We start from the raw sequence: 18,508 nt of genomic DNA, 5'->3' as shown, positions 1-18,508 counted from the left end.
CAGTTCCTATCGAACTGGGCGCGCTGGGAAGGGTTGTTAGGATTAATTTTGTGTTAGCGACCTCCCGTTATTTTCTGGGTAGACGATGCCAAATAACAAGGTGTAGGTCACTGGTAATACGATTAGTGTTAACACAGACGCAAAGCCAAGACCAAAGATAATGGTGATCGCCATCGAACCGAAGAAGGCGTGCGATAATAGAGGTATCATCCCCAGCATCGTAGTGATAGCCGCCATCAATACGGGTCTGACACGACTGATCGCCAGAAGAGTTACCCAAGCACAATTCAATTCTGTTTCGCTACCCCAATGGTCGCATTTTTAACGAGGTGCCGTTTAGTAAAGAGAAAACCCTATCGGTGACCGGCAACTTGTGTGTGAACAGTTTGGACACCTGTTTAGAGGCGGCGTTAGAAGCGTGTATTCAAATGGTGCCTGCGATCGCGAAGCCAAAACCAAAGGTGCCATCAAGCCTCTGATCTAAAACATGATCTTGGATATAGCATTGTTAATCAGCCGTCACGATCAGGCCAAAGGGCGCAAGCAACTGTTCTTGCTGGCATGGGTTGATGATCACCCCTTCTAGCGGCACTATTCTGGGGTCGAGGCCATCCAGCTCCACGCGGGTAAGATTAGCGCCGCGCAGATCAAAGCTGCCCCATTGCTCGGCAGAAAACTCACCACCGCTCAAATCGGCGCCGCGCATCGAGGCGCCGTTTAAATTCGCGCCGCGCCAGCGGTTATCAAATAGCTCACACTCTTCGAGCAGTACACCATCAAAATTGCTATAGGCCAGATTGCAGCCCGTGATATAGCCACTGCAGAAGTAGCTTTTCTGGGTGATGTAATTGGTAAAACTGGCGCGATGAAAGTCGGCTCCCTGCAGGTTACTGTCACGATACTCAGCGCCAAAACAGCGGCTGCCTCTAAACAGACTCATGCTTAAGTTGCATTGTTTAAAATTGGCATTGGTCAGGGTGGCGTAACTAAAATCACAGCCAAGTAGGTCGCCACTTTCCACAAACTGACAGCGCTCAAACAGGCAATCGCTAAGATCAGCATGGTTAAAGCGGCAGCGATAGAAGTGGCAATCTTGATAGTGCTGTGCTTGTAAATCTTCGCCGCTAAAATCGTGCTCGATAAACCATTGCTCGCAGATTGTCGTCATTGTATCTCCTAGCCAGTAGGCTGACTGAGCATTAATTTGGGGTGGGAATATTTTTCGCCTGACTTTTAACGGGTTCGGTGATCTGGCGCGCCAAAATATAACAGGCGATCCCCATGATGGCATTGGTAATGGGTAATGCCAGCAATAACCCTTTTACGCCACCTAAATAAGAGCCTACTGCCGCAAAGGGTAGCAGCAACACAAATAGGCGGCACAGGTTAAGCAACAGCGAGCTCATCGGTCTGTGGTAGGCATTGAGCGTGGTGGCGGTTAAAATGACCATTCCCAGCGGGCCATAGGCGGCGGGCAGGGCGATAATATAAAAAGTCAGCCATTCAATAACTTGTGGGTCGCTGCTAAACAACTGCGCAATGGGAGTGGCCAAAAACAGCAGCGGTAAATAGAGTAAGGTTTGAAACACCAGCACAAATTTAAGCGATAACAGTAGCGCTTCACGTGCCCGCTCCCGTTGGCCAGCGCCTAAGTTTTGCGCCACAAACGGTACTAGGCTCGATGACAGTGCCATTACCGCAATTAACAGTACCGACTCTAATCGCGTGCCCGCGCCAAAGGCGGCCACGGCGCTATGGTCGATACGCGCTAGCATCGCCATAATCAGCGCATTGGCGACCGGGTTAAGCAGGTTCATCAGCGCCGCTGGCTGAGCAATATGCGCCAGTTGTTTCCAGTTTAGGCGCATGCGAGCTATGTTTAACTCGGCAAATTCAACCAAATTACGTTTGATGATAAGTAGATAGCCCGATAGCGACAGCGCCACTATCCACGACACTAAGGTCGCAATCGCCGCGCCTTGTATTTCTAAGCGTGGAAATGGCCCTAGGCCGAAGATCAGCAGCGGATCGAGGATCAGGTTGATTAATGCCGCCAGCGCCATTATTTTAGCCGGAGATTTGGTATCACCTGTGGCGCGCAGTCCTTGATTGCCCACCATTAATAGCACTAGCAGTGGTGCGCCTAAGTACCACAAAAACATATAGTCGCGAATAAGCGGTAGGCTGGAGTCATTAGCGCCAAGCAAGGTAAACAGCGGCCCGATACACAGGCTGCCCACTAAGGATACCGCGGCGATTAACCAGAAAGTAAGCATTAAGGCATCGTGCAAAAACACCTTGGCTTTATGGCTGTTACCGCTGCCAATTAGGCGGCCTAAATTGGTCGACACCCCAGCACCAATGCCGATGGCGATACTGGAAATGACTAAGGTGACCGGAAAGGTAAAACTGATCGCCGCTAGGGCTTCTGTGCCTAACTGGCTGATAAAAAAGGTGTCCACCAGACTAAACCCCAGAATGGTTAAGATACCAATCAGGTTCGGGAGGCTCATATTTAGCAGTACACGACCGATAGGCTGGCTGAGCAGCCCGTGTCTGTCTCTCATTACGGTGGATTGCCTAGATTACAGAAGGAGGGCAATTCTAGCAGGATTGACCGATTTTTAATAAAACCCAGTTAAAAAAATCAGATTTTTTTTTGTAAAGCCCTTGGATCTTGTCACACCTACCCCCATATAACCAATCATCACTCGGCATAACTACTTTGTGTCGTCTTTATTTGTAAACCGCCAACGTTTGTTGGGCAAGAAAATCATTAGGAGAGTCCATAGATGAATATTCGTCCATTACATGACCGTGTCATCGTTAAGCGTTCAGAAGTTGAAGCAAAATCCGCCGGTGGCATCGTACTCACAGGTAGTGCAGCCGAGCAATCAACTCGCGGTGTAGTCCTTGCAGTAGGCAATGGCCGAATTCTTGAAAACGGTACTGTTCAGCCACTTGACGTAAAAGTCGGCGACACAGTTATTTTCAACGAAGGTTATGGCGTGAAAAAAGAGAAGATCGACGGCGAAGAAGTCTTGATCCTATCTGAAGCAGATTTAATGGCTGTAGTGGAATAATCCACTAAGTTACTCACTATCCCAGTTAAACAAAAATTTTATTAAAGGATATTAACATGGCAGCTAAAGAAGTACTTTTTGGTAATGACGCGCGCGTAAAAATGCTAGCCGGCGTAAACGTACTAGCTAACGCAGTTAAAGTTACCCTAGGCCCTAAAGGTCGTAACGTTGTTTTAGATAAGAGCTTCGGTTCACCACTTATCACTAAAGACGGTGTGTCAGTAGCAAAAGAGATTGAACTTGAAGACAAGTTCGAAAACATGGGCGCACAAATGGTGAAAGAAGTTGCTTCTAAAGCCAACGATGCTGCCGGTGACGGTACCACCACTGCAACAGTACTAGCGCAAGCGATTGTCACTGAAGGCCTAAAAGCCGTTGCAGCGGGCATGAACCCAATGGATCTTAAGCGTGGTATCGACAAAGCAGTTATCGCTGCCGTTGCCGAGCTTAAAAACCTATCTCAAGAGTGCAGCGACACTAAAGCGATTGCACAAGTAGGTACCATCTCTGCTAACTCTGACGAGTCAATCGGTGAAATCATCGCAACAGCGATGGAGCGCGTAGGTAAAGAAGGCGTTATCACTGTTGAAGAAGGTCAAGCACTCGAAAACGAACTTGACGTCGTTGAGGGTATGCAGTTCGACCGTGGCTACCTATCTCCATACTTCATCAACAAGCCAGAAACTGGCAGTGTAGAGCTAGAAAGCCCATACATCTTGTTGGTTGATAAGAAGATCTCTAACATCCGTGAATTGCTACCTATCCTTGAAGGTCTAGCTAAAACGGGTAAGCCTCTGCTTATCGTTGCAGAAGATGTTGAAGGCGAAGCACTAGCCACACTAGTTGTAAACAACATGCGCGGTATCGTTAAAGTGGCTGCGGTTAAAGCACCAGGCTTTGGCGACCGTCGTAAAGCAATGCTACAAGATATCGCTATCCTAACTGGCGGTACTGTGATTGCTGAAGAGATTGGCCTAGAGCTTGAAAAAGCCACCCTAGAAGACCTAGGTACAGCTAAGCGCGTTGTTATCACTAAAGATGACACCACCATTATCGACGGTAACGGTGAGCAAGAGCAGATCCAAGCTCGCGTAGCACAAATTAAAGTTCAAGCTGAAGAATCAACTTCTGACTACGACAAAGAGAAACTACAAGAGCGCATGGCTAAATTGGCCGGCGGTGTTGCAGTGATCAAAGTGGGCGCAGCCACTGAAGTTGAAATGAAAGAGAAAAAAGCCCGCGTAGAAGATGCCCTACACGCGACTCGCGCCGCTGTTGAAGAAGGCGTAGTTGCAGGTGGTGGTGTTGCACTAGTACGTGTTGCTAGCAAGATTGGCGACGTAGAAGTGGCTAACGAAGACCAAAAACACGGTGTGGTTATCGCCCTACGTGCTATGGAAGCGCCACTACGTCAAATCGCGACTAACGCAGGTGAAGAAGCGTCAGTTGTGGCTAACAACGTGAAAAACGGTACTGGTAACTACGGTTACAACGCAGGTAACGACACTTACGGTGACATGCTAGAGATGGGTATTCTTGACCCAACTAAAGTAACTCGTAGTGCGCTACAGTTTGCGTCATCTATCGCAGGCCTAATGATCACCACCGAAGCTATGGTTGGCGAATTGCCACAAGACGCTGGTGCTGACATGGGCGGCATGGGTGGAATGGGTGGAATGGGCGGTATGGGCGGCATGATGTGATCCTAGCTGGTTAAAATCGTCTATAGCGGCGTTATCTTGCCACTCGTTTAAGAGAACTAAACGTCGTGGCAAGAAGCCTTGCTCTAAAACGATTTTTCCTGCGCTAGAACATCTGTTCCATAGGCCTGAGTTCTTAGTTCGCTAAGAATTACACCTAAAAAGAAACCCCGATACTTTTAACCGTATCGGGGTTTTGTTTTATGTGCTTATTGCAAACTTCGTTTGATGAAAAGTTGTGGCGCTTCGCTCTCTATTGGTATAAAGGTGGGTTGACGCCCAATGAGCTAGAACCTTTGTTCTGGTTAAACTTTAAGGTGGTGGGCAATTTTAGTTGGCCACGACACACAGTTTGACCATACCTGTATGGGGATAGCTAATCGTTTGTATATTGTTGAAGTCAGGTTATCATTGTAACTACCTAAATAGATGAATAATTATATACTTGGTGGTGTAAACCCCCTCGTAACCTAAAGAGACATTCACATGAGAAAAATAATACTGGCTTTGGTTTTGATTGCTGTTACAGGGTGTTCAAGCAATGGTCTAACAACGCTGAAGCAAATGGATCCTAACTTTGACAAAGAAATCGTGATGACAAACGATCCTGATCAAACCGCAAAAGTTAGGAGCATTGTTACTAATTGGATGGTCGATAATGGTTACAATGTATCTAAGGTAACAGCAAGCCCAAATGCTCAGTTAGACGATGATCAAGTGATGTTTGAATTCAATGCTAACTGGTGGTGGGACATGGCAACTTACATGCGTTACGTAAACTTAGATGTTACTGATAGTAAAGGAAGGAAAGTGGCTGAACTTGATTTCGATTCAGTAAGGTATGGTGGTATTGATAAATTTGGAAATGCAGAAGCAAGATTAAATCTAATTATGGAAGTGTTTTTCCAAAAGATTTCAGTACAAGATGCTGAACGTCAATTAGAGCATGGTAAAGATAGAAGTACTAAATTAGCACCGACCTGTGCTTACGACTGCTAGCAAATGATGGTTAGGCAAATTGCTTTGCTACCATCGAGTCTGTAAAGCTTTCTGTGTAAAAAAATACGGGTGGTTTTTAACCACCACTAATTACACCATTGCCTTTCGCAGGGGACGCCATCATTGTTGCCGTCCATCTGGGTATTGGGGCAGTACTTGTTGTAAAACATCGCTTCATCACAGGATCGCATGTGGCTGCAATGGGTTTTGCCTGCTTCACAGCGGAAGTTCTGTACTGGGTTGAACTGCATCTGTTCGACATCTTGGTTGGTGAGTACTGGCGTTGCGGTCAGCTCTTCGTATTTTTTAAAGCCAAATATGCCAAGGCCGAGTACGACTAAAAGCGGGAGCAGCAATCCGCTTGATGATTTACGTTTGTGCTGGCTATTGTACTGGTCATTGTGGTGGCCATTACGTTTGTTATCGCGGAGGTTTGGACTGGCGGCGACAATTGCCACACCTTCAATATTGGCTTTTATTGCCTTGATCTTGCCGTCACTCTGCAACTCAGAGAAATAGTTGATTTGGTCGCCAACACCGGGCTTTCTCGCCATCTGCTTTAATGCCGAGATATGAATAAACACATCTTGAGCATTGGCTGTATCTGGCTTGATAAACCCGAAGCCTTTTTCACTGTTCCAGCGAACGAGAGTTCCTTTTTCCATGCTATTCAAGTTCTGTTCCTTAGATCATCTTCTGGCTGAAGCTGAATTCTTGGCCGTGTAATGTGTTGGTTTCTTGTCTTTTGTGCACTCGCGTATTCTTGCTGTTGGCCAGCAATCGCTTGGGGGGATTGCGCGTTTTGCCGTGATTTGGTTTTTAGAATCATTTATCAATAGCATCCATTCTCTGCTTAACTCTTTCGTTAGGTAAGAGCTAGCAGTCTGATAAAAATGAGCTTTATAATACATAGCCTTAGTATAAAAAAGCTACTGTAAATTAATCGGTTTCTCTCTCATCTAACATAAATCATCGTATCTAAAATAAGTGAGTCGCTCGATAACTGGGAGAAAGCCAAGGCGTTGTGCATTTTGATTTCATCTAACCGTTAACAAGGCTGTAACCCTTGCTGCACATGGAGTTGGGCTGTTGTCTTATTACTCACCTTGGTTTTATTTCACGCTGAAATGTGTTAGAATACCGCCCTTTTTTGCAGCCTCAGCCTTTACAACGTCATTAACTTGGCTTTGCAAAAGACGAGGAAAACACACCGGCTCAGCTCAAACTATGTGGCGCTTAACAGGCTCATTAAATAGCTGACGATGATAAAAGTGAACTCTTAATGTCAAATTTGACACAATCTGTTGCCCGTAAATCAACAGATGAAAACTACCTTGCGGCCCATCCCCCCGAACGAACTGATACACCAACTACGCTAAACGCCTTCTCCAGCCCTGTACTCTGGTTAAGTGGCGGCTTTCTTGTACTCTTCGTTCTGCTTGCTGTTTTCGATACTCCGACCCTGTCCAGCGTCGTTCAAACTGGCTTTTCAAAAGTCACTCAATGGTTTGGCCCCTTTTGGCAAGTGCTGTTGCTGGCTAACTTTATTATTGGTCTCTATTTAGCGTTTGCCCGAACTGGCGACGTTAAGCTGGGTAATCGCACGACGCCTGAAATGGATACCTTTAAATGGTTGTCGATTGTGCTATGCACCCTATTAGCCGGTGGTGGCGTTTTTTGGGCGGCCGCCGAGCCTATCGCTCATTTTGTTTCCGCGCCGCCTTTTTACGGTGAAGCGCAAGGGCGCAGACTGGCGATCAATGCCTTGTCGCAATCCTTCCTTCATTGGGGGTTCCTGGCTTGGGCGATCCTCGGTAGCTTAGGGGCTATCGTTTTGATGCACCTGCATTATGACAAGGGCTTGCCACTGCAACCGCGTACTTTGCTGTATCCCATTTTTGGCGATAAAGCCCTTAATGGTTGGATTGGCACCTTAACCGACACCTTTTGTATTATTGCGGTAGCGGCAGGCACCATTGGCCCTATTGGTTTTCTTGGCTTGCAAATTAGTTACGCCCTTAATGCGCTGTTTGGTGTGCAAGATACGCTCATCACTCAAAGTTTGGTGGTGCTGTTTGCCATTGCTATGTATACCTTGTCGGCGTTAAGTGGTCTTAGCCGCGGTATTCAACTGGTGAGCCGTTACAATATTTTGCTGGCCGCCGCGCTTATTATTTTTATTCTATTATTTGGCCCTACCAGCTTTATTATTGATGGCTATATGCAGGGCGTGGCCAGAATGGTCAATAACTTTGTTCCTATGTCGCTTTATCGAGGTGATAGCAACTGGCTTAGTTGGTGGACGGTGTTTTTCTGGGGCTGGTTTATTGGTTATGGCCCTATGATGGCGATCTTCATTGCGCGTATTTCTCGTGGGCGTACCATTCGCCAAATGATCTTATCCATCTCGATTATTGCCCCGTTGATCACCTGCTTTTGGTTTAGCATTGTCGGGGGCTCGGGGCTGGCGTTTGAATTGGCTGAGCCCGGTATTATCTCTGCGGCATTTGAGGGCGGCAATTTACCCGGGGCCTTGCTGGCGATAACCTCACAACTGCCGATGCCATCAGTCACTGCGATACTGTTTTTGATCCTTACCACCACTTTTATCGTCACTACGGGTGATTCGATGACTTATACCATTAGTGTGGTAGTGACGGGCTCTACCGAGCCGAGTGGGGCCATGCGTGCGTTTTGGGGAATGTTAATGGGGCTGGTTGCTATCGCATTGATCTCAATGGGCTCAGGTGGGATCTCCGCCTTACAATCCTTTATCGTGATCACCGCTGTGCCAGTGTCATTCGTGTTGTTACCTTCACTATGGCAAGCGCCCAAGATGGCTAAAGCGATGGCGGAACAGCAATTTGGTAAAGCAGCTCTTGTTCCTGCAAAGGTAAGTTAAGCGAGTTAATTGAGTTTCTAACCTTTTGTATAAAGCCCCGCAACCACGGTAGCGGGGCTTTATTGTTTTTAAGGGGGCGAGGTTGCCAGGCTGCACACTTTTAATCTCCACCTCAGGTTGTGTGATTACACTTAATGGCTCAATTATCTATTTGACCGTTTACAGAGGACATGACCAGCATGGATACACAGAATTTACCATCGACCAGCCGTAAGCCTTGGGTTGTCATTGGGGTTATCGCCTCTATCGTGGCACTGCTTTGGCTGTTGTTAACCATTATGCCTAAAGGGTTTAAGACGACCCATGAGCAGATAGGCACAGGCAAGCCAGCATTGGTGTTTGTCTATGATCCCAATCTTGCATCGAGCAATAGCCAGACTGAGCAGATGAATGAAGCGCGTGCTCATCTTGGTGATAACGTATTGTTTCTTTTGGCTAGAACGGGAACCCCAGAGGGCGAGCAACTGATCGCCAAACATCGCGCAGGCCAGGCTGAGTTGTTGCTGTTTGATGCTTCGGGCAACTTGGTCAAAAGACAATTTGGGGTGGTTAGCGCGAACGAATTAATGCAGTGGATGCGATAATAAAGTGCTAATTAAGTAGAGGTGATTAGCGATTTATCATTTTTATCAGGAGTTAATTGAAGAATTATTAGTAAAGCGACAGAGCGTGCGACTTTTTTGAGGAAAGTCGCAGGATAAGTAGTGTGTTGTATTTATTAACCATCAATTCCTGTTATAAATATTAGCCACTACAATCTGTAGGTTTGGGTTGGTATTCCAAGCCGTTGCAATCTTAATTTTTTGTGTACCTTGGAGCACCAAAATGAGCGCTGACATCACTCTTGAACATTTTCTGTCAACCGTTGCCGAGCGTAACCCTAATCAACCTGAGTTTTTGCAGGCGGTAACAGAGGTGTTAACCTCCATCTGGCCTTTTTTGGCGGCGCACCCAGAATATTTAGATGCCGGAATTGTAGAGCGTTTGGTTGAGCCCGAGCGGGTGATCCAGTTTCGGGTTGCGTGGGTCGATGATCAAGGCAAGGTACAGATTAACCGTGCCTATAGGGTGCAGCACAGCTCGGCTATTGGCCCTTTTAAAGGCGGCATGCGTTTTCATCCCTCTGTCACTCCGTCAGTGCTTAAGTTTTTGGCTTTTGAGCAAACCTTCAAAAACGCCCTCACTACATTGCCCATGGGGGGGGGGAAGGGCGGTAGCGACTTTGACCCCAAAGGCAAGAGTGAAGCCGAAGTCATGCGTTTTTGTCAGGCATTAATGCTTGAGTTACATCGTTACTTGGGGGCAGACACAGATGTCCCCGCTGGTGATATTGGCGTCGGTGCACGTGAAGTGGGCTATATGAACGGCATGATGAAAAAGCTGACCAATAGTGCAGAGTGTGTGTTTACTGGCAAAGGGTTGTCTTTTGGTGGCAGCCTTATCCGTCCCGAGGCCACGGGTTACGGCCTACTTTACTTTGTCGAAGCCATGCTTAGAGTCAAAGGGACCACACTCGAAGGCAAAACCGTGTTGGTATCGGGCTCGGGTAACGTGGCGCAGTACGCCATTGAAAAGGCAATGGAGATGGGGGCTAAGGTGATCACTGCGTCTGACTCCGGTGGCGTAGTTGTCGATCCCGATGGTTTTACCCCAGAGAAACTCGCCAAGTTGATGGACGTTAAAAACCAGCGCCGTGGTCGGCTGGCAGATTACGCCCATGAGATGGAGCTAGAATATGTCACTGGCGGCAGCCCATGGAAGTTTGCTGCGGAGATCGCACTGCCTTGTGCAACGCAAAACGAACTCAACGCAGAGCATGCCCAACTGTTAATCGATAACGGTGTGCAACTGGTGGCCGAAGGAGCCAATATGCCGAGCACCGCTGAAGCCATCGCCTTGCTGCACGACGCCAAAGTGTTATTTGCTCCCGGCAAGGCGGCCAATGCGGGAGGGGTTGCCACCTCGGGCTTAGAGATGAGCCAAAACGCGCTGCGATTGAGTTGGACCCGTGAAGAGGTCGAAATGCGTCTGTGTGACATTATGTACGCTATTCACGATACCTGTGAGCGCTACGGTCGTGAAGATGACCATATTAACTATGAACTGGGCGCCAATGTTGCTGGTTTTGTTAAAGTGGCTGATGCCATGAAGGCACAAGGGGTTTATTGACCGAGTTCATTAGTCACCACGTGTAAATTAAAGAGCCTAGTGGCTCTTTTTTTGTCTTGGGCTATGCTAAGGCTGCATGAGCAGCGGCTTTGGCGCTTATTGGCATCGTCATAGGTGGGCTCGCGATGGGGCTTGATTGAGGGAATTTATCTTTGGCTTAACAAATTGACGGGATCACATTATGAACAAATCATTAGTTGCTTTAGTGCTAAGCGCCCTATGGAGTTATCAGGCGGGGGCGTGTACGGGCATCACCTTATCCACCGCAAACAATGAGCACATACAGGCTCGCACCATCGAATGGGGCGAAAGCGATCTCAATAGTAAGCTTATTGTATCGCCGCGCAATCACCTTTATACCTCGACGATGCCTAATCAAACAACGGGCTTAAGTTGGCAGAGCCAATATGGCTTTGCGGGCATATCGGTCAGTGATGACCGCTTTATCGCTGAAGGAGTTAATGAAAAAGGCTTAGCGGCCGGATTATTCTATTTTCCAAATTATGGCTCACTAGCCAAGTTCGATCCCAAGCAGACAGCAAACAACATCACCGACATGGATTTTGTGCGCTGGATGTTGAGTCAATTTGAGACCGTGGCCGAGGTCGAGGCGGCATTGGCTAATATAAAAATAGTGACCGTCTATTTTGATGAGCAAGGCAACCCATCTCCCACCGCGCATTGGCGAGTATCCGATAAGCAGGGCAATAGCATAGTGATTGAAATCATGGATCACGGCAAAATCAATATTCATAAAAACATCGCTAAGGTGCTGACGAACTCGCCCGATTATCCTTGGCAGGTGACTAATCTTAATAATTATATCAACCTTCATCCTGGTAGCAGCCCGGCGCAAAAAATTAATGATGTCACGGCGCAATCTTTTGGGGTGGGCTCCAATTTTGTGGGGTTACCTGGGGATGTCTCTCCACCATCGCGGTTTGTGCGTGCGGCGTTTTACGTTAATAGCGTGCCCAGATTAAACAGCGCCGAGCACGCGGTGTCGCAGGCTTTTCATATTTTGAATAACTTCGATATTCCAATTGGTAGCGAGTTTAACGATCCTGCACATATCCCAGACTTACCCAGTGCCACCCAGTGGACTTCGGTAATCGATCAAAGTAATGGCTTACTGTTTTATAAAACCATGCATGACAGCACGATTAAGCAGGTGGACTTAAACCAGCTGAATTTCTCTGCCAAGCAGGAGTTACAACTGCCACTAGATAACGGTCGTTTTAATTATCAACAGATGAGCGTCGGCCCATAGGGGGAAGGCCGCTTAGGTTATATCAGGGGCGGCGCGTTGTTGATCGCCTAATCGCATAACGCCTTAGCATGTTTGCTAGGGCGTTATTGTTTTTGGCGATTTCCTTGCCCTCGTTCTCGTGGCTGCCATGTTGCCGTTATCCCCTCTCAATGGCGACGTTGGTCGTTTAAGCTTGGCTTAAGCGTTAAGCCCGATCATGCAAGGTGATAAGCATAATGATAAAAGCTTGTGATTTTTGCTATCTTGTTATCGATCGCAAGCAATAAAATTAAAACAAATTGAAGGAGATAATGCGTGAAAAAAATCACCATGTTACTACTGTGCATCTTGATGCCGGTGGTAAGTGCGTTTGCTGAGCCCAGCAAACCCCTGTCGGTCGATGTGTTGTGGCAACTGAGCCGCATCGGTAACCCGACGATTTCACCAAATGGCCAATACATTATTGCGCCAGTGACCCAGTACGATGTGCCCGAAGATAAGGGCTCAACTCAGCTGTGGTTGTTTAATCAAGACGGTAAAAGTCAGCGTGCCATTACGGCTAAAGGGCTGCGCGTGAGTGAGCCGGTATTTTCGCCTGACAGCAGCACGCTCGCCTTCATCAGTCAGCGTGATAAAGATGAAGCAGGCCAAGTCTACTTGCTGCCACTCGATGGCCCAGGTGAAGCCCAGCGCTTGACCGAGGTGCCGACGGGAGTGTATGGCCTTAAATGGGTCGGCGAACACCTTTACTTTATTAGCTCAGTGTTTCCCGGTAAAAACTGGCAAGAGATGGCTGAGCAATTAACCGCAGATAAAGAGAATAAAGTCTCTGCACAGCAATGGAATGCGCTGCCCTATTCCAGCTTCGATCATTGGATTGATGAAGACCGCGAGGCACATGTTTTTCGGATAGCCGTCAAGGGCGGTAGCGTCGAGGCGGTGACTCAACCGTTAAATAAGCAACTACCACGCTCCTCACAAAGCGCGGCGAGTTACGATATTGACGTGAGTGAAGCTTGGATAGCCTTTAACGCCAATGGCTGGGACAACCAAGTTGATCCTAAAACCGATATTTTCCTCGCGAAAATTGGCAGTGGTAAAGCTGACAATATTACCGCTACTAATCAAGCGCCCGACACCAATCCAACCTTCAGCCCAGATGGCAAAACGCTCGCGTTTACTCGCCAGTCTATTAATGGGTTTTATGCCGATACTGCCAAGCTGATCTTGCTGGATCTTAAGCAGCGCAAGGAAAAAGTGTTAGCCGAGAACTGGGATCGCTCGGTGGCGCGCTTTGTCTGGACGCCAAACAGTAAAGGGTTTTATGCTGCCATCGATGATGCGGCGACGCGGCGCATTTTTTACATCAATGCCAGCAATGGCAAGGTTAACGCCATTACCGATGCCACCAATTTTAGCCAGCCTGCGATTGCCAATGACGGCACCTTAGTTGCGGCCAACGACAGCTTCCTGTTTCCGGCGCAGTTGGTCAGCATCAACCCTAAAAATGGTCACCGCACCCGACTGGATCATTTCAATGATGACATCTTAGCCGATGTCGATATGGGCACCTATGAGTCAGTGACTTATAAAGGCTATGATAATCAAGATATTCAGATGTGGGTGCATTACCCACCTGGGTTTGATCGCAGTAAAAAATATCCACTGATGATGTTAATTCATGGTGGGCCTCATAATGCGATTTCTGATGGCTTTCATTACCGCTGGAATGCGCAAACCTTCGCCTCTTGGGGCTATGTTACCGCGTGGCCTAACTTCCACGGCTCTAGCAGCTTTGGGCAAGACTTTGCCGACAGTATTAATCCCGATTGGAAAAACAAATCACTCGAAGATGTGCTCAAGGCAACCGAGTGGTTTAAGCAGCAGCCGTGGATAGATGATGAGCGGTTAGTGGCGGGTGGCGCCAGTTATGGCGGTTATTTAACGTCGATTATTTTGGGGCAAGAGCATCCATTTAAGGCCTTGTTAATCCACGCCGCGGTGTACAACATGTATTCGCAATTGGCGGCAGATTTTGCGGTACATAGTCCTCGTTTTGGCAATTACTGGGATAACCCAGAACTATACAAGGCGATTTCACCTCATTATGGCGCAGCCAACTTTAACACTCCCACCTTGGTTATCCATGGTCAGCTCGATTACCGCGTACCCGTGGGGCAAGGTTTCGAGTTGTTTAGAACGCTGCAGACCCGCGGCGTTGAGTCGCGGATGATCTATTTTCCCGATGAGAATCACTGGATCATGAAACCCAATAACTCCATCTATTGGTACAACCAAGTACAAGACTGGATGACTCGTTTTGCCGAGCCCGGGGCTAAGTAATAGGATAAATAGGCTTGCTTCGCTAGCGCGCTGCAAGTGATGTTACTTTGATTTATACAACAAAGGCTGCCTAACTAGGCAGCCTTTTGGCATCATTGGCGCTTAAGCTGAGTGTTAAGCGCAACCGATAATGACTTATTGTTGTAGCTGGGCTTTGGGCCGCTTCAACTTTAGTGAAGTCGAGCCCTAGCTCGTCTACGGCTTCTTTGATCAAGGCGGGATTTTGCATCACCAGCGCCATCAACTGCTGTAGCTTTTCGGGGGCGATACCTAGCTGACCTATGGTGCCCATCGCCATGAGTGGGTTTTCGGTCAAGGTCTGAAACAGCTCATTGATCTTTTCGTCACTAACATTGTGTTCTTTTAAAATGGCAATAATTGGGTTCATGCTGCTGCCTTTGTGTAAGTGTAAAAATAAACAGGCGCTAATTTTATCACATATCGGCAGGCATAGTGGAATAGGGCAAGGAGCCTAAGGCTTAGGTTGCAATGCTGCGGCGTCGATTCTATGCTGGCAGTGGGTGATGTTTTCAATCTGTAGCATGAGTAAGGTGTAACCATGTCTGAGCAATTTATCTGTTGGCGATGCAAGCAGCCGTTAACGGCGGTGATTCTACCTATGTCGCGGCGTGAAGAGTGTTTGGCGTGTCATGCCGATCAGCACGTGTGTAAGATGTGCGTGTTCTTTCGCGATGCCGGCCGAGGCGAGTGCAGTGAGGAGCGCGCCGAGTGGTTGTCGGATCGTGAGCGGGCCAATTTTTGCGATTATTTTAAGCCGATAACGGCCTGCGCCGCTGAGCAAAGTGCAGCCCAGAGTGATAGTGATAACGCCAAGGCGCGGGCGCAGGCACAACTGGATGCGCTGTTAAATGATGAGTTGACCATCCCCACTAAGTCAGAAGATCGTCCTAAAGAGCAACTTAAAGATAAGCCTGAAGATAAGCCAATGAGCGCCGTTGAGCTTGCCGAGCAGCAACTGCGGGATCTATTGGGCGATTAACCTCTGCGTTAATGCGTGGGTTGGGCCGTTAACTTGCCTATGCTGATGTTCACCGTGGGTTAGCCCTACAAGGTGCTCCACAGCAGGCGCACACCGACTAACACCATCAAGGTTAAAATGATCTGTTTAAATAGGTGTTCACTGATCTTGTGTTGCAGGCGTAATCCCAATTTCACCCCTAGCCAAGCAATAGGAGCTAGCAGCATAGACACCCACAAATTCGTTAAGTTGATTTGTCCAAGCAGGCTATAAGGGATTAACTTGACCCCATTGACCACGGCAAAAAACATTACCGCCGTGGCGAGGTATTGGTTTTTCACTAAGCGCTGCGGCAGCAGATAGGCGTTTAACGGTGGCCCGCCAGCGTGGGCGACAAAGCTGGTAAAGCCGGCGATGGTGCCACAGATTCGACCAATAAAGGCAGACGGTTTATGCGCAAAACGGCCGCTGAGCAGCAAGCCATACAGCCCAAACCCCAGCGATATACCGCCTAAAATACGGCGCAGGTATTGCTCGTTTAAATGGTCAAACAGCAGATAGCCAACGACAATGCCGACAATAGCCGCGGGCAGTAAAATGGATAGCTGCCGAGCATTATGTTTACCCCACCACGAACGAACGCTTAAAATATCCATATAGATTAACAGTGGCAGCATCACCGCCGTGGCCGCCACTGGGCTCACTACCAAGGCCATTAACGGCACCGTCAGTCCGCCCGCGCCGCCGGCAAAGCCAGATTTTGAGATGCCGGTCATTAATACGGCGGGTATCGCAACGAGCCAAAATAATGGGTCTGTTAACACGTTCGCTCCTTGATATGCCATCGGCCGTCTATAGTGCCATTGAATGAAGCTTTCACAACGGATTTTTTACTCTGGCGTCAATTGAGTCATTGGCTTGAGAGCGAGCATTGAATGGCGCATCTAATGGGCGATGCGAGGTGCTGATGGGGTTAGCGCGCTGGGGCAGTTATGATATAGCTATCGATGATCCGCTGGTACTGGTCTTCTTGTTTGAGTTGACGCAGCTGCTCAGTAAATTGCAATTGAATCGCCAATGGCACTCTGCCTTTGGCAAAGGCGAGATAGGTTGGTACCACCTCTATTGGCACAGGCAGTATCTTCACCTGCTGCTGTAATCCCAACACATTAAGCTCATGCAATATCGACAGCCGCGGCCCGATGATAATATCGATGCGATGATGGGTGAGTTTTAAGATATTTTGCCGCTGATCGGACACCCGCTCGACCTTGGTAATCACACCGCTGTGTAGGGCTTGTTGCCAGCGTTTGCCATAGTGCGCAGCGCGCAGTACGCCAAAACGGTAGTGAGTGAGGCTGCTGAGGTCGCCATTAAACTCAATGTCGGCATCATGCCTCACAAATAAGCTCGTCACATCGTCGATAAGACTTTCGCCACTAAAGGTCAGCAGGGTTTGTCGTTGCGGTGTACTGACGATAGAAAAAATGGCATCGACTTTTTGCTGCTCGACCATTTTCATGGCGCGTGCAAACGGGTAGAGCTGGGTGTCGGTGGTGATCCCCATGCGGGCAAAGACTGTGTTAACTATGTCGCTAGCGATCCCTTTAACCACACCGTCCTCTTGGTATTCAAGCGGCGGCATACTCAAGGTGGCTAATGATAGCGGCGTATCGGCAGAGACTGATGCTGTCCATAAGCTAAGTGCTGCGGCAACGGCCTTAATATCACTGATACGCATGATGTACAGACTCCACTCACTGAGGTTAAATGAGAGTGAGTCGTCAAGGGCTGTCACTGTCATCATGGCCGCGGATTGTAGTAGAGGCGTATTACTCTCGCCCAACTTTTTGCACCGAATGTGACAGAGCTAACACTAAGGCGGCGCTTTATCATTTGGGCGTTGATATTCACTATGTTGTGTTATGGGCTAATGCCCATGGCTCCACAGTGGCGAGAGTGGGAGCTTTAAGGCCAGCGGCAGAGAGCGCTTGGATTTAACCGATACAAAAAAGGCGCTTAATGCGCCTTTTTGATCTTTATACTGAGTGACATTCGCAATTATTCGGCTTCTTCTAGCGAATAAGGAAGTGCTTGCAAGATCAGTTGTGAGGCTTCATCGCCTGCGATACGTAACTTGGCATCGAGCTGGGTATCGTTAGCCAATACCGCCGTCATTAGCACCTCTTGGCCGCGTTGTACCCACTCAATAATGGTGCCGGCGCGGCGATAAAGCGCATCTTCAAGGGCGATTTCAAGCTGGCTATCGGCCGTTAATGGGCTAGATACCGTGCCACTGACAATATACAAGGCACGCTTATTACCGCCACGGTATTTCATGCGGGCGATGGTTTCTTGCCCCATGTAACAGCCTTTATTAAAGCTGATGCCGTCGATGGCCTGCAGATTACACATTTGTGGCACAAATTGCCCTTGATGTGCGGCGCCAAGGTTGGGGTAACCCGCGGCGATTTCGAGCGCTTGCCATGCACTGGCATCATACACGGCTTGCGGCAACTGGCTTAGCAATGTGTCGGCTACGCTCTGCTTTAGCACGACAATATGACGGCCTGCATCATGTAAAATCACGCCATTATCGATTGGGGTCAGTTCGCTATTTAACGCGCCAAATTGCTGGCTTAACCAGTCAGTGGCTTGCTCGCCGCTGACACCAAGCAGTAGCCAGTCTGCACTAGCATCACTCAGCTCCGCCTTACTAAAAACCGCATATTTTTGCAGTTGCGGCAGATCCAATGCCAAGGTATCGCGAGGCATCATCATGATCAAGGTATCACCCATGGTGAAGGTTCTGAAGCTGGCCAGCATCTTACCTTTTGGATCGCAGTGAGCTCCCCAGCGCCATTGTTCAGCGCCCAGCGAGCTAATATCTGTGGTGACTTGGCCGTGGATAAAGCTGCGGCCTTGCTCACCCGTAACGGCAATTAAGCCTAGGTGATTAAGATGCGAAAAAAACAGCTCTGGGGATTGTCCGTTTAAAGGCCAGGTTGGCTGAGAAGTTGACACTGTCATGAGATAGTCCAAGAAATAAACGAATAAGAGCCACGATTGTACCGTTAATCATCG

General features: G+C 48.3%; 15 protein-coding genes and 2 pseudogenes. 9 read left to right on the top strand and 8 right to left on the bottom strand.

The genetic code is table 11. The annotated features are described in order from the left end of the window. Window positions 1-42: 42 nt before the first annotated feature. From AC5YBZ_RS15070 to AC5YBZ_RS15060, 3 genes and pseudogenes are all read right to left on the bottom strand, one after another. Window positions 43-264, bottom strand: a pseudogene (locus tag AC5YBZ_RS15070) (efflux RND transporter permease subunit); the annotation flags it as partial. A 244-nt stretch (window positions 265-508) separates the two neighbouring features. Beyond that, complete coding sequence (locus AC5YBZ_RS15065) at window positions 509-1,168, bottom strand: Qnr family pentapeptide repeat protein (RefSeq protein ID WP_494543128.1); 660 nt, start codon at window positions 1,166-1,168, stop codon at window positions 509-511. Window positions 1,169-1,199: 31 nt separating this feature from the next. Then, window positions 1,200-2,567, bottom strand: a complete 1,368-nt coding sequence (locus AC5YBZ_RS15060) for an MATE family efflux transporter (protein WP_494520832.1) — start codon at window positions 2,565-2,567, stop codon at window positions 1,200-1,202. 225 nt (window positions 2,568-2,792) lie between these two features. Between AC5YBZ_RS15060 and AC5YBZ_RS15055 the strand changes: the two genes are divergently transcribed. From AC5YBZ_RS15055 to AC5YBZ_RS15045, 3 genes are all read left to right on the top strand, one after another. After that, complete coding sequence (locus AC5YBZ_RS15055; protein ID WP_110457094.1) at window positions 2,793-3,083, top strand: co-chaperone GroES; 291 nt, start codon at window positions 2,793-2,795, stop codon at window positions 3,081-3,083. Between the two features lie 56 nt (window positions 3,084-3,139). After that, the gene (groL, locus tag AC5YBZ_RS15050) at window positions 3,140-4,786 is read left to right on the top strand and encodes a chaperonin GroEL (protein ID WP_494520833.1); all 1,647 of its coding nucleotides are present in this window, start codon (window positions 3,140-3,142) and stop codon (window positions 4,784-4,786) included. Between the two features lie 483 nt (window positions 4,787-5,269). After that, a complete protein-coding gene (locus AC5YBZ_RS15045) occupies window positions 5,270-5,782 on the top strand; it encodes an Sbal_3080 family lipoprotein (protein WP_494520834.1) in 513 nt (170 codons plus the stop codon). Between the two features lie 86 nt (window positions 5,783-5,868). On the opposite strand, the gene AC5YBZ_RS15040 is transcribed toward AC5YBZ_RS15045, so the two are convergent. Continuing rightward, a complete protein-coding gene (locus AC5YBZ_RS15040) occupies window positions 5,869-6,447 on the bottom strand; it encodes an excalibur calcium-binding domain-containing protein (RefSeq protein WP_494520835.1) in 579 nt (192 codons plus the stop codon). Between the two features lie 617 nt (window positions 6,448-7,064). On the opposite strand from AC5YBZ_RS15040, the gene AC5YBZ_RS15035 reads away from it, so the two are divergent. The 5 genes from AC5YBZ_RS15035 (at window position 7,065) to AC5YBZ_RS15015 (ending at window position 14,445) form a co-directional block, all read left to right on the top strand. Further along, window positions 7,065-8,684, top strand: coding sequence for a BCCT family transporter (locus AC5YBZ_RS15035; RefSeq protein ID WP_494520836.1), 1,620 nt, complete (start codon window positions 7,065-7,067; stop codon window positions 8,682-8,684). Between the two features lie 179 nt (window positions 8,685-8,863). Beyond that, window positions 8,864-9,268 carry a hypothetical protein gene (locus AC5YBZ_RS15030; RefSeq protein WP_494520837.1) on the top strand — a complete coding sequence of 135 codons (405 nt, stop codon included), beginning with the start codon at window positions 8,864-8,866 and terminating at the stop codon, window positions 9,266-9,268. A gap of 241 nt (window positions 9,269-9,509) precedes the next feature. Beyond that, window positions 9,510-10,853: an NADP-specific glutamate dehydrogenase gene (gene gdhA, locus AC5YBZ_RS15025; protein ID WP_494520838.1), complete on the top strand. Its 1,344-nt coding sequence runs from the start codon at window positions 9,510-9,512 to the stop codon at window positions 10,851-10,853. Window positions 10,854-11,034: 181 nt separating this feature from the next. Next, complete coding sequence (locus AC5YBZ_RS15020) at window positions 11,035-12,123, top strand: linear amide C-N hydrolase (RefSeq protein WP_494520839.1); 1,089 nt, start codon at window positions 11,035-11,037, stop codon at window positions 12,121-12,123. 294 nt (window positions 12,124-12,417) lie between these two features. Further along, a complete protein-coding gene (locus AC5YBZ_RS15015; RefSeq protein WP_494523955.1) occupies window positions 12,418-14,445 on the top strand; it encodes a S9 family peptidase in 2,028 nt (675 codons plus the stop codon). Window positions 14,446-14,580: 135 nt separating this feature from the next. Here the strand turns inward: AC5YBZ_RS15015 and AC5YBZ_RS15010 are convergent. Then, window positions 14,581-14,833 (bottom strand): annotated as a pseudogene (locus AC5YBZ_RS15010) (DUF2999 family protein). A gap of 171 nt (window positions 14,834-15,004) precedes the next feature. Between AC5YBZ_RS15010 and AC5YBZ_RS15005 the strand changes: the two are divergent. Continuing rightward, window positions 15,005-15,445 carry a hypothetical protein gene (locus AC5YBZ_RS15005; RefSeq protein ID WP_494520842.1) on the top strand — a complete coding sequence of 147 codons (441 nt, stop codon included), beginning with the start codon at window positions 15,005-15,007 and terminating at the stop codon, window positions 15,443-15,445. A 65-nt stretch (window positions 15,446-15,510) separates the two neighbouring features. On the opposite strand, the gene AC5YBZ_RS15000 is transcribed toward AC5YBZ_RS15005, so the two are convergent. The 3 genes from AC5YBZ_RS15000 to ygfZ all read right to left on the bottom strand — a co-directional run bounded on the left by AC5YBZ_RS15000 (window position 15,511) and on the right by ygfZ (window position 18,454). Further along, on the bottom strand, window positions 15,511-16,248 hold the full coding sequence (locus tag AC5YBZ_RS15000) for a sulfite exporter TauE/SafE family protein (RefSeq protein ID WP_494520843.1): 738 nt from the start codon (window positions 16,246-16,248) through the stop codon (window positions 15,511-15,513). 149 nt (window positions 16,249-16,397) lie between these two features. Continuing rightward, window positions 16,398-17,231 (bottom strand): substrate-binding periplasmic protein, encoded by an 834-nt coding sequence (locus AC5YBZ_RS14995; RefSeq protein WP_494523954.1) that lies wholly within the window; start codon window positions 17,229-17,231, stop codon window positions 16,398-16,400. Between the two features lie 254 nt (window positions 17,232-17,485). Beyond that, window positions 17,486-18,454 (bottom strand): tRNA-modifying protein YgfZ, encoded by a 969-nt coding sequence (gene ygfZ, locus AC5YBZ_RS14990; protein ID WP_494523953.1) that lies wholly within the window; start codon window positions 18,452-18,454, stop codon window positions 17,486-17,488. Window positions 18,455-18,508 lie beyond the last annotated feature (54 nt).

It is taken from the genome of Shewanella sp. 553 (genome assembly GCF_059338375.1).
The sequence above is the reverse complement of the archived record's forward strand: the minus strand, read 5'-3'. Positions and strand labels throughout refer to the sequence as shown.